The following is an 11,959-nucleotide window of genomic DNA, read 5'->3' on the forward strand; positions in this document are numbered from 1 at the left end:
GCGCTGGTATCACTGGGACCCCTTCACCCACATCACCAAAGACCAGGCCACCGTCGGCGCACTACGCAAAGCGGCCGGAGACCACGACGTATCGATCCAGGCGCTGTCGAAGAAGGAGAAGACCGGCGCCAACTTCGCCGACTTCGCGGCGAATGCAAAGGAGCTGAGCGGCAATACGGATTAGTCGCTGCGGCGGCGAGCCGATGTAGTGCGCCGGTGCGAAACGAATGCGTGGTAGCACCGGCGCACTGATGTGTGCGATCGACCAAGGAGAACCAGCTGTGTCCGGGATGAGTTTCGAGCTGAGCGAGGATCAGGAGCTGATCCGCAAGTCCGTCGCGGAGCTGGCGGGCAAGTTCGACGACCACTATTGGATGGAGAAGGACCAGGCGCACGAATTCCCGCAGGAGTTCTACGACGCGATCGCCAAGGGCGGCTGGCTCGGCATGACCATCCCTGAGGAGTACGGCGGTCACGGTCTCGGCATCACCGAGGCGACGCTGCTGCTCGAGGAGGTGGCGCGCTCGGGGGCGGCCATGAACGGCGCCAGTGCGATCCACCTGTCCATCTTCGGGATGCAGCCGGTGGTCAAGCACGGCTCCGAGGAGCTCAAGAAGGCCACGCTGCCCCGGATCGTCAACGGCGACCTGCACGTGTGCTTCGGCGTCACCGAACCCGGTGCGGGCCTTGACACTTCGCGCATCACCACCTTCGCCAAGCGCGAAGGCGACCACTATCGCGTCAACGGGCGCAAGGTGTGGATCTCCAAGGCCCTCGAGTCGGAGAAGATCCTGCTGCTGACGCGCACCACGCCGTACGACGAGGTGACCAAGAAGACGGACGGCATGACGCTGTTCCTCACCGACCTCGACCGCGACCACGTCGACATCCGGCCGATCAACAAGATGGGCCGAAACGCGGTCAGCTCCAACGAGGTGTTCATCGACGACCTGATGGTCCCGGTCGGCGATCGCGTCGGCGAAGAGGGCAAGGGCTTCAAGTACATCCTCGACGGGCTCAACCCGGAGCGGATGCTGATTGCCGCCGAGGCATTGGGCATCGGAAGGGTCGCACTCGAAAAGGCGGTCAAGTACGGCAACGAGCGGGTGGTGTTCAATCGGCCTATCGGCATGAACCAGGGCCTGCAGTTTCCGCTTGCGGACTCACTGGCCCGACTCGACGCCGCAGAACTCGTGCTGCGCAAGGCGACGTGGCTCTACGACAACGGCAAACCGTGCGGGCGGGAAGCCAACACCGCCAAATATCTCTGCGCCGACGCTGGTTTCGGCGCCGCCGACCGCGCGCTGCAACTGCATGGCGGCATGGGCTATTCCGAGGAGTACAACGTGTCGCGCTACTTCCGCGAGTCACGGCTGATGAAGATCGCCCCGGTCAGCCAGGAGATGATCCTCAACTTCCTGGGCGAACACGTGCTGGGAATGCCGAGGAGCTATTGATGACCAACTACTTCGATCTGAGCGGCCGTTCGGCGCTGGTGACCGGTGCGGCGGGCGGTATCGGGTCCGCTGTGTCGGCCGCGCTGGCCGATGCGGGCGCGGCGGTGCTGGTGACCGATCTGGACAAGGACGCCGCGGTCGCTGTGGCCGAACAGATTTCGGCCGCCGGCGGTCGGGCTGAGGCTGCTGCGCTCGACGTGTCGGATCGCGACTCAGCGGAAGCGGCTGCTGCGCAGGCGGCCGCGCTGGCCGACGGGGCGCTGCACATCCTGGTCAACAATGCCGGTGTCACGAAGCCCGCGATGTTCGAAAAGACCACGCAGGAGTCGTTCCGACTGCTGTTCGACATTCACGTCATGGGCGCGTTCAACGTCACGCAGGCGGCGCTGCCGCACATCCCGACCGACGGTACGGGGCGCATCATCAACGTCACGTCCGCCGCGGGCCTCACCGGAACGCTCGGGCAGGTCAACTATTCGGCGGCCAAGGCGAGTATCATCGGCTTCACGAAATCGCTTGCGCGCGAACTCGCGACCAAGAGCATCGTCGTCAACGCTCTGGCCCCGCTGGCGGCGACACCGATGACCGAGACCATCCGGACGAACGAGAAGTTCGCGGCCAACATGATGAACCGCATTCCGATGAAGCGCTGGGCCAACCCCGATGAAGTCGCGGGTGCGTTCGTCTTCATGGCCTCGGACGCGGCGTCCTACATCACCGGGCAGGTGCTGCCGGTCGACGGCGGAATGGTCATGTGACGCACGCACGGATGATCGCGCCGCTGTCCGGCGTCACCGTCGTGGCGATGGAGCAGGCGGTGGCCGCCCCGATGTGTACCCGCGTGCTCGCCGATTTCGGCGCCCGCATTATCAAGGTAGAGAACCCCAACGGCGGCGACTTCGCCCGCGACTACGACGACGTCGTCAACGGCCCGCGTGGCCTCGCGGCGCACTTTGTCTGGTGCAACCGCGGCAAAGAGTCGGTTACGCTGAACCTCAAGTCGCCCGCCGGCATCGACGTCCTGCACCGGCTGCTCGACGGTGCCGACGCGCTGGTGTCGAACCTGGCGCCGGGATCGATGGCGCGGCTTGGTCTTTCGCCCGCCGATCTCGCCGAGCGGCATCCCACTGTCATCCCGGTCGAGATCGACGGCTACGGCCCCGGCGGCCCGATCTCACACAAGCGCGCCTATGATCTGCTGATCCAGGCCGAAGGCGGGTCGTGCGCCGTCACCGGCTATCCGGGGATGCCGGCCAAGCCAGGGCCGGCGATGGCCGACTTCACCACCGGCCTCTACGCGGCGCTGTCGATCATCGCGTTGCTGTTTTCTCGCGATAGACGCGAAGGGCCAGCCCCCGCAGTGGGATTGAGCCTCTTCGATGTGTTGACCGACGTCATGGGTTATCAGCTGACGTACACCCAGCACTCGGGTATCGATCAGGAGCCGCTTGGCGTCGGGTCGCCCGCGGTGGCGCCGTATGGCGCCTTCGAGACCCGCGACGGTCAGACTGTGGTGCTGGGGACCACCAACGACCGGGAATGGCAACGCGTCGCCCGGGAGATCATCGATCGGCCGGACCTCGCCGACGATCCCCGTTTTGCCACCAACCCGGGCAGATGTGCACACCGCGAGATCCTCGATGAAGCGATTGGATCCTGGTGTGCGCAGCACGATCTGGCATACATCCAGAAGGTCGCCGACGATGCCGGGATCGGCAACTCGCGCTACAACCTGCCCAGTGAGGTGGTCGTGCACCCACAGCTGACCGCTCGCAACCGGTGGCATGAGGTGCAGACCTCGAAGGGCCCGATCCAGGCGCTGCTGCCCCCGCCGGTCATCAACGGATACCATCCTCCGATGGGGGCTGTGCCCGGGCTGGGGCAGCACACCGATGCGGTCTTGTCCGAGTTCGGATTCGGAGCCGACGACATCGCGTCGCTTCGTAAGCAGGGGGCCATCGGCCCCGAATATCGCTCTTGAGGAACGGAGTCGACAGGTGCGGGAAACGGTAATCGTCGAAGCGGTGCGTACGCCGGTGGGCAAACGCAACGGCGGGCTGTCGGAGATGCATGCCGCCGACCTGTCGGCGCTGGTCCTCACGGCGCTGGTGGAACGCGCCGGCGTCGACCCCGAGATCATCGACGACGTCATCTGGGGCTGCGTATCGCAGGTGGGTGACCAGTCGAGCAACATCGGCCGCTATTCGGTCCTTGCCGCGGGCTGGCCCGAATCCATTCCGGGAACCACAGTCAACCGTGCCTGCGGGTCCAGTCAGCAAGCGTTGGATTTCGCCGTGCAGGCGGTGATGTCGGGTCAGCAGGACGTGGTCGTGGCAGGCGGCGTCGAGGTGATGAGCCGAGTCCCGCTGGGTGCGGCCCGCGCCACGGGCATGCCGTACGGGCCGAAAGTGCTTGCGCGCTATGGCGATTTCTCCTTCAATCAGGGAATCTCAGCCGAGCTCATCGCCGAGAAGTGGGGATTCTCCCGCACCCGGCTCGACGAATACTCGGCCCAGTCGCATGAGCGTGCGGCCGTGGCGCAGGACAGCGGAGCCTTTGAAAGCCAGATGATTTCCGTCTTCACCGGTGGCGAACCCGTTGTCGCCGACGAGGGCGTGCGCCGGGGCACCACGGTGGAAAAGCTGGCCGGGTTGAAGCCGGCGTTCAAGGAGGACGGTGTCATCCATGCGGGTAACTCGTCGCAGATCTCCGACGGCGCCGCCGCCCTCCTGGTGACGACGGCCGAGAACGCCGTCACCATGGGGCTGAATCCGATCGCGCGATACCGCGCGGGTGCCGTCACCGGAGCCGATCCAGTGCTCATGCTGACCGGACCGATCCCCGCCACGGAGAGGGTGCTACACAAGGCCGGCGTCGGGATCGACGAGGTCGGAGTGTTCGAGGTCAATGAGGCATTCGCGCCGGTACCGCTGGCCTGGCTCGAAGAGACCGGCGTTGACGAGAAACGCCTCAACCCGCTCGGCGGCGCGATCGCACTCGGCCACCCACTCGGCGCCTCGGGCGCGGTGCTGATGACCCGGATGCTCAATCACATGCGGGACAACGGAATCCGGTTCGGCTTGCAGACGATGTGCGAGGGCGGCGGAACAGCCAACGCCACGCTGGTCGAGTTGATCGCCTGATGCGTCGAGACCTCTTTACCGACGACCACGAGGCGTTTCGCGAGCTGTGCCGCGACTTCGTGGAAAAGGAAGTGGCACCGCACTATCCGGAGTGGGAGAAGGCCGGCCGGATGCCCCGCGAGGTGTTCGAGAAGATGGGGTCGCTCGGCATGCTCGGCATGGCCATCCCCGAGGAGTACGGCGGCGCAGGCGTACCGGATTACCGCTACAACGTCGTGATGCAGGAGGAGGCGGCCAAGGCGCTGGTCACCCTGTCGACCGTGCGCACGCAGCTCGAGGTGATCCTGCCGTACTTCCTGCACTACGCGAACGCCGAGCAGCGTGAGCGTTGGTTCCCCGGCCTGGCCGCGGGCACACTGCTGACCGCCATCGCAATGACCGAGCCGGGTACCGGGTCGGATCTGGCCGGCATGCGCACCACCGCGGTGCGCGACGGTGACGACTACATCGTCAACGGCGCGAAAACCTTCATCACCGGCGGTATCCAGGCCGATCTGGTGATTACCGTCGCCCGCACCTCGACCGATCCGGACAATCGGCGCCGGGGGCTGACGCTGCTGGTCGTCGAGGACGGCATGCCCGGGTTTGTCCGCGGCCGCGAGCTCGACAAGATGGGCTGCAAGGTGCAGGACACCGCCGAGCTGTCGTTCACCGATGTGCGGGTTCCGGCGGCCAACGTGCTCGGTGAGGTGGACGAGGCGTTCGGCTACTTGGGGCACAACCTGCCGCAGGAGCGCCTGACTGTTGCGGTCGGGTCGGTCGCGCAGGCACGGTCTGCCATCGCCGCGGCCATCGACTACACCAAGGACCGCAAGGCGTTCGGCACACCGGTCGCTTCGTTCCAGAACACCAAGTTCGAGCTCGCCGCCTGTTCGACCGAGGTCGAGGCGGCCCAAGCGATGTTGGACCGCGCGGTGGCCCTGCACGTGGACGGAGAGCTGTCCGGCGCCGACGCCGCGCGGGTCAAGTTGTTCTGCACCGAGATGCAACAGCGCGTGGTCGACCGCTGCTTACAGCTGTTCGGCGGCTACGGCTACATGATGGAGTATCCGATCGCGCGGTTGTACACCGATGCGCGCGTGGCCCGGATCTACGCGGGCACCAGCGAGGTGATGAAGGTGATCATCGCCAAGTCGCTCGGCCTGTAGTTGTGCCGTGAGACACCCCTGACCTGCGGCGTGACGGTGATGTAAACCTTTCTGCGCTGAGACCCTTGTCACAGCGGCAGAACCTACCTACTGTGTGTTCACTAGGTTGGTTGAGCAAGGGAGATGTGTGACGTCGGCTTCGCGCGAGCGGCCCTACGAGACGCTCCTCGCCAAGGGCGAGGACCGTAGGCAACGCATCCTCGGTGTGGCCGAGCGCCTGCTCGCCCGCAACGGCTGGCGCAGCACCTCGCTCGCCCTGATCGCCAGGGAGGCGGGTGTCACCCCCGCCGGCCTGCTGCACCATTTCGAGTCCAAGGAGCAACTGCTCAACGCGGTGCTCGACGCTCGAGACGAAGACGACGCCGTGCATGCGGACTACGAATCCGGCGATCTGATCACCGAAATCAAGCGGGTGCCTCAGCGCTTCGAGCGAGCACCCGAACTTGTGGGCACGTTCACCGTGCTGCTCGTCGAGAACATCGCGCCCGACGCACCCCTGCACGACAGGCTGCACAAGCGCTATCGCGCCGCCATCGACATCCTCACCGGCAATATCGAAAGCGGTCAGCGGATCGGCAAGTACCGCCCGGATTGTGACGCGGCCGCCAAGGCCGTCGAGATTCTCGCCTTCATCAATGGAATGGAGACACTATGGTTGCTCGACCCGTCAATACCGCTCACCGCGGCTTTCAAGGGATACGCGGAGTCGCTGGCGGCCGACTTGGCGCCAAGGAACTCGAAATGAGATACCGGCTCGATGTGGTGGGGCCGAGCGTTGTCGATGTCGTCAGGTTCGCGGGCGGTTGGATGTACGACCGTGTGATGGCCGGCTGGGATGTCACGGTTCTGCTCACCCACAGCGAGGACGCTCGGCCGCTGGACATCCTCGGTGTCGCAACGGCAGACCTCGAATCGGCGCTGGCGCTGTGGGAGCAACGTCCGCATCCGCAGACCGTCGCGGTCGCCGCCGACCTGTTCGCCAGCGACGAACGGGTGCGCCGCGGTGTACTCGGCGCGCTCGAGCAGGGCGTCACGGAGGTCACCCTGTGGGGCGACACTGTGCCCGCCGAGTTGGACGACAGCGTCGGGCCTGTCGCGCATAACCTCAGCGCCGCGGCGCGCGCCTTCAAGCGTCAGGCGTTGGCGGCCGCCGCCGACGCCGGTTCGGTCAGCGACACCGAAACCTTCCGCTGCGGGGTGATGGCGACGCCGTCGGTCGCCGCCGATCTCATTCCGGCAAGCTGAACCGGTCGATCAGCACCTTTCCGACGGCCTTCCCGTCGGCGACATGCCGCAGCGCCCTTGATGTTTCGGCGAGCGGGAAAACGGCGCCGATATGTGGTGCCACGTTCCCGGAGACGAGCAGCTCGCGGAGTTCGGCCTCGTTGCGGACGAACTCGTCGGGCGACACGTCCTGGAACTGAAAGCCCAGCACTTGTACTCCCTTGACCAGAACGAGGTTCAGCGGGATGCGTGGGATGGAGCCCGACGCGTAACCGACGGTGACGAACCGCCCGCCGCGGTGTAGCGAGCGCAACGCGGGTTCGGACAGCTCACCGCCCACCGGATCGATGACGGCGTCCGCACCTTCGGGCACCGCTTCCCGAAGTGCTGAACGAAGGTCGCCGCGACCGTGGTTGACGAGCTCGCGTGCACCGTAGGCGGCTGCCGCGTCGAGCTTTTCGGATGATGAGGCGACGGCGGTGACGTCGGCGCCCAGCGAAGCGGCGAGCTGGACGGCGGCCAGGCCGACGCCCCCACCTGCGCCGAGCACGATGACAGCGTCACCTGAATGCACATCAGCGACCGAGCGCAGCGCGTGATACGCCGTCCGGTGCGCGACTCCGAACGCCACGGCCGTGCGGTCATCGACACTGTCCGGGATCCGGGTGAGTACCCGCGCGGGCACCGCGACCTCTTGCGCGAACGCGCCGTACATCATCGTCCCGGTGACCCGGTCACCGACGGCGACATCGCCTGGGCCGCCGGCCACTTCGACAACGACGCCCGCGAATTCACTGCCGACGACGAACGGTGGCGGCACGCTGATCTGGTAGCGGTTGGCAACGAGCAGGACATCGGGATAGTTGACGGCGGCCGCTGCGACCCGCACGCGGGCCTGCCCGTTCTCGAGCGGCGGTGACGGTTGCATCTCGACCCGGACGACTTCCGGCGGCCCGTACTCGGGGCACACCGCCGCGCGGATCACGAGTAATCGCTGGACTCGGCCAGGTCGGCCGCCGACCGCATCAGGTCGACGATGACGGGCCCATACGCCAGCAGCTTCTCGTTGTCACCGGCGCGCTGGAAGCCCTGCTCGAGCACGATCGCCAGCTTCCACTTCGCCAACACCAGGTAGTAGTCGAGGTCGTCGACCTGCCGACCGGACACTGTGGCGTAGTGGTCGATCACCGCGGTGCGGGAAGGCATTCCCCGCATGTCGACATAGCTCATCGCCGACGGGGCATCGGTGTCTTCTGGCCAGCTCTGCACCATCCAGCCCAGGTCCAACTTCGGGTCACCGACAGTGCCCATCTCCCAGTCGACGATCGCGGCCAATTGCGCGGGCCCGCCGTGCCGGTACATCACGTTGGCGAACTGGTAGTCGCCGTGCATCAAGCCGGGGATGAAGTCGAGCGGGCGGTGGCTGCGCAGCCATTCCGTGGCGACGTCGAGGCCCTCGATATCGCGTCCCTTGATGCGCTCGAAGAAGCCGATCCAGCGGTCCACCTGGCGTTCGTGGAAGCCGTCCGGCCGGCCAAGGTCCTGCAGCCCCTTGGCTTTCCAGTCCACCTTCGACAACAACGCGATGCCTTCAGCGAGCTGGTATGCCAGCCCCGCGCGTGCTTCGAGGTCGCTGCCGAACGGTTCCGGCCACCGTCGATCGGTCAAGTCCATGGGCGACCAGCCGTCGACGAAGCCCATCAGGTAGAACGGGCGGCCGAGCACCGACGCATCGGGGCAGACCCCGAAAGCCGCGGTGTGGGGCACCTCAGTGCCGTCGAGCGCCTCGATGATCCGCCACTCCCGCAGAATGCCCTTGTCCCGGTCGGGAGGAGCGTCAGGAGGCGGCATGCGCAGCACGCACACGTCGTCGCCGCGGGTGAGCTTGTAGATGACGTTCTGAGTGCCGCCGGAGAGGAAGTCGGCTTCCAGGGGCTCGCCTTTCCCGGGGAGGCCCTGGCCGTCCATCCATTCGGCGAGGCGCGCGGTGTCTATAGTCGGCTGGCTCATAGATTGCCCACTTCGTGCTCCAGGTACTCGGCAAACTTCTGTTGGGCCGCTTCACGCTTTCGGGGTATCCACTCCGATGGCCAGGTGTCGGTGCTGGGGCGGTAGTCGCGCAGCACCTGCTTGGCCACCGTCGCCTTGTGCACCTCGGTCGGGCCGTCGGCCAGCCCCATCACCGCGGCGCCGGTCACCATCCCCATGAACGGCATATCATCGGTGACGCCGAGCGCGCCGTGCACTTGCATTGCCCGCCATGCGATGTCGTGCAGCACGGTCGGCATGACCACCTTCACCGCGGCGATATTCTTGCGCACCTTCTTGTAGTCGTTGTACTTGTCGATCTGCCAGGCGGTGTAGAGCACCATCAACCGGAACTGGAGCAGCTGTGCATACGAGTCGGCGATATAGCCCTGTACGAACTGCTTGTCGGACAGCTTGCTGCCCTGGGTTTCTCGGCTCAGTGCCCGTTCGCACATCATGTCCAACGCAGTGCGTGCGAGCCCGATCGTGCGCATCGCATGATGGATTCGGCCGCCGCCGAGGCGGGTCTGCGCGATGACGAACGCCTGGCCTTCGCCTCCCAGGAGGGCTTCGGACGGTACCCGGACATTGTCGTAGTGGATCAGCGCGTGCGACCCCTCGCCCTCGGCCTCGCCGTGTAATCCGAAATTTCGGACGATCTTCACACCGGGTGTGTCGGTGGGCACAAGGAACATCGACATGCCTTGGTAGGCACTGACTTCGGGGTTGGTCACCACCATGACGATCAGAAAGGAGGCGGTTCTGGCGTTGGAGGAGAAAAACTTCCAGCCATTGATCACCCAGTCGTCGCCGTCGCGGACCGCCTGCGTGGTGAAGAGGGTGGGATCGGCGCCGGCGTGCGGTTCGGTCATCGAATAGCAGGAGAACAACTCACCGTCCAGCAACGGGCGCAGGTAGCGCTTCTTCTGGTCGTCGGTGCCGTAGTGGGCGATGATCTCGGCGTTGCCGGTGTCGGGTGCTTGGCAGCCGAATATGATTGGCGCCCACTGTGAGCGGCCCAGGATTTCGTTGAGCAGAGCCAGCTTCAGCTGGCCGTAACCTTGACCGCCCAACTCCGGTCCGAGGTGAGTCGCCCACAGGCCGCGTCGCCTGACCTCTTCCTTGAGCGGATCGATGACCTTGCGCCGGTTGTCGTCCAGCGGGGTGAACTGCTGGTGCGGGAAGGCCAGGTCGAGCGGTTCGATCTCGTCACGAACGAATGCGTCGGCCCAGTCCAGCTCTTTCTGGTATTCGGGGTCGGTCTCGAAATCCCACGCCATTGTGTGTCTCCTTCACTTCAGGACTGGTGGTTGAAGCCTCTGATTAGCGCGGCGATGTCGCGTGCCACCACCTCGGCGAAGGATTGTTCTCCGAATCCGCCGAGGGCCCAGTGCCGTACACCCTCGCTGACGTGCATCTGGGCCAGCCTCGACAGATGGGGCACGTCAACGTGGGCGCCCAGTTTGCCGTCGACCTTCGCCTTGCGAAACAGTTCGCCGAACATGTCGGCGTCGGTGTCCTCGGGTCGCTCGCCGGTCAGAATGCACTGCTCTTGGCGATAACCCTCCAGGATCGTCTCGACGATCAGGTCGCGAGGGTTGCGCGACATCGACCGCTCGAGGCTGCGCAGAGCCGCGACGATCACGGCATCGACGTCGTAGTCGCCTGACAGCTGCTGGTGCACGGTCTTCTGCGCCGCCCGCGTGGAGAGCAGCCCGACCTCGAACAGCACGTCTTCCTTGGCCGGAAAGTAAAAGTAGAACAGGGCCCGCGACACGCCGGCGGCCCGGCAAATGTCGGCGACCGTCGTCTTCGCGTAGCCGTTCGTGCGCCACAGCGCCATCGCCGCCTGCACCAATGCCCGCTTGGTCTCGGTGGAGCGGGCGCGCTGGAAACTTGCCCGACGTTGACCACCGTCAGCTACAGCCAACTCGCGGCTCTCTGGCACAATCGCACATTAGCAGCTGGATTCGGTAGCGCAAATAGTTAACGCATGTCTAACTAGCTGCGGCGAACTCGGGCACCAGCGATGCGACGAAGTCCTGGGTGCGTCGCCGTGAAGCGCTGCGCTGACGGGCGTCGTCACCGAGCGGCACGACTCGCACGGCAAGGTCGGTGACGCCCGCGTCGCGGTAGCGGCGCAGTCGCGACAACACCGTCGACTCGTCGCCTGCGGCCATCGTGTCCCCGACGTCTTCGGCGTCGCCATGCTCGAGCAGCCGAACGTAGTTCGGGGAGAAGTCGGCGTGGCCGAGCAACGCGCTGGCGTATGCCCGGGCGTCGGCGACCTCGTCGTCGGAACACAGCGCTACGGGAACGCCGGCGACCACGCGGATATCGGAGCGGCCTGCGGCTTCGGTAATTCGCGGGACGACGTAGTCGCCGATCGCGCGTTCGTCGGCCATCCACAGGATGGTGCCGCGGGTGCGCTCGCCCGCGATCCGCAGCATCGCCGGGCCGAGAGCCGCGAGGAGCACCGGCATCTCATACCCATCGGTGACGTCCACGGGGCTGTGCACGTGATAGCTGTTGTTGTCGACGTTCACCGCGCCGGGGCCGGCGAACGCCGCGTCAAGCACGTCCAGGTAATCACGCACGAGCCGGGCCGGTTTGTCGTACGGCAGTCCGAGTTGATCTTTGATGATCCAGTGGTGTGACGGCCCGGCGCCCAGCGCGAATCGGCCGTCGCATGCGATCTGCGTTGTCATTGCCTGCTGCGCCAGGATCATCGGATGGCGGGTCTGCAGCGGGACCACCGCCGTGCCGATCTCGATGCGCTCAGTTGTGTGGCCGAGCAGTGCGACGGCGGTCAGCGCGTCGAGATAGCCGGGGACCTGGGGAATCCAGAACGTGGCGAAGCCCTGCTCCTCGGCGGCCTGTCCGTCGGCCAGCAGACCGCTGAGCCGGTCCGCCCGGGAACGTTCCTTGTCGGAACCGACCATCAGGCCGATGCGCATCC

The 11,959-nt window shown here is 65.8% G+C and carries 12 protein-coding genes and 1 pseudogene; 8 read left to right on the top strand and 5 right to left on the bottom strand.

Features of this window, described 5'->3' with window-relative positions; translation table 11 throughout:
• From A5651_RS07190 to A5651_RS07225, 8 genes and pseudogenes are all read left to right on the top strand, one after another.
• Positions 1 to 184 (top strand): annotated as a pseudogene (locus A5651_RS07190) (amidohydrolase); the annotation flags it as partial.
• Between the two features lie 106 nt (positions 185 to 290).
• Positions 291 to 1,457, top strand: a complete 1,167-nt coding sequence (locus tag A5651_RS07195) for an acyl-CoA dehydrogenase family protein (protein ID WP_066977451.1) — start codon at positions 291 to 293, stop codon at positions 1,455 to 1,457.
• Positions 1,457 to 2,215, top strand: a complete 759-nt coding sequence (locus tag A5651_RS07200) for an SDR family NAD(P)-dependent oxidoreductase (protein WP_066977454.1) — start codon at positions 1,457 to 1,459, stop codon at positions 2,213 to 2,215. Before A5651_RS07195 ends, A5651_RS07200 begins: the two co-directional genes overlap by 1 nt.
• Before the next feature lie 11 nt (positions 2,216 to 2,226).
• On the top strand, positions 2,227 to 3,438 hold the full coding sequence (locus A5651_RS07205; protein WP_156662705.1) for a CaiB/BaiF CoA-transferase family protein: 1,212 nt from the start codon (positions 2,227 to 2,229) through the stop codon (positions 3,436 to 3,438).
• Positions 3,439 to 3,454: 16 nt separating this feature from the next.
• On the top strand, positions 3,455 to 4,600 hold the full coding sequence (locus tag A5651_RS07210; RefSeq protein WP_066977460.1) for a thiolase family protein: 1,146 nt from the start codon (positions 3,455 to 3,457) through the stop codon (positions 4,598 to 4,600).
• The gene (locus A5651_RS07215) at positions 4,600 to 5,748 is read left to right on the top strand and encodes an acyl-CoA dehydrogenase family protein (protein ID WP_066977463.1); all 1,149 of its coding nucleotides are present in this window, start codon (positions 4,600 to 4,602) and stop codon (positions 5,746 to 5,748) included. The genes A5651_RS07210 and A5651_RS07215 overlap by 1 nt, the downstream gene beginning before the upstream one ends.
• A 127-nt stretch (positions 5,749 to 5,875) precedes the next feature.
• The gene (locus A5651_RS07220) at positions 5,876 to 6,493 is read left to right on the top strand and encodes a TetR/AcrR family transcriptional regulator (protein ID WP_082943628.1); all 618 of its coding nucleotides are present in this window, start codon (positions 5,876 to 5,878) and stop codon (positions 6,491 to 6,493) included.
• On the top strand, positions 6,490 to 6,993 hold the full coding sequence (locus A5651_RS07225) for a hypothetical protein (protein ID WP_066977469.1): 504 nt from the start codon (positions 6,490 to 6,492) through the stop codon (positions 6,991 to 6,993). Before A5651_RS07220 ends, A5651_RS07225 begins: the two co-directional genes overlap by 4 nt.
• Here the strand turns inward: A5651_RS07225 and A5651_RS07230 are convergent.
• From A5651_RS07230 to A5651_RS07250, 5 genes are read right to left on the bottom strand one after another with little or no spacing between them, the layout of a single operon-like run.
• A complete protein-coding gene (locus A5651_RS07230) occupies positions 6,977 to 7,954 on the bottom strand; it encodes an NADPH:quinone oxidoreductase family protein (protein ID WP_066977713.1) in 978 nt (325 codons plus the stop codon). The two genes, A5651_RS07225 and A5651_RS07230, sit on opposite strands and share 17 nt — an antisense overlap.
• Positions 7,954 to 8,982, bottom strand: coding sequence for a phosphotransferase family protein (locus A5651_RS07235; protein ID WP_066977472.1), 1,029 nt, complete (start codon positions 8,980 to 8,982; stop codon positions 7,954 to 7,956). Before A5651_RS07235 ends, A5651_RS07230 begins: the two co-directional genes overlap by 1 nt.
• The gene (locus tag A5651_RS07240) at positions 8,979 to 10,280 is read right to left on the bottom strand and encodes an acyl-CoA dehydrogenase family protein (RefSeq protein ID WP_066977475.1); all 1,302 of its coding nucleotides are present in this window, start codon (positions 10,278 to 10,280) and stop codon (positions 8,979 to 8,981) included. Before A5651_RS07240 ends, A5651_RS07235 begins: the two co-directional genes overlap by 4 nt.
• A gap of 17 nt (positions 10,281 to 10,297) precedes the next feature.
• Entirely contained in the window at positions 10,298 to 10,948 is a 651-nt protein-coding gene (locus tag A5651_RS07245; protein WP_231988602.1) for a TetR/AcrR family transcriptional regulator, read from the bottom strand.
• A 49-nt stretch (positions 10,949 to 10,997) separates the two neighbouring features.
• Entirely contained in the window at positions 10,998 to 11,957 is a 960-nt protein-coding gene (locus tag A5651_RS07250) for a TIGR03564 family F420-dependent LLM class oxidoreductase (RefSeq protein ID WP_066977481.1), read from the bottom strand.
• Positions 11,958 to 11,959 lie beyond the last annotated feature (2 nt).

The sequence above is a fragment of the Mycobacterium sp. 1274761.0 genome (genome assembly GCF_001668615.1).
Classification (GTDB): Bacteria; Actinomycetota; Actinomycetes; order Mycobacteriales; family Mycobacteriaceae; genus Mycobacterium.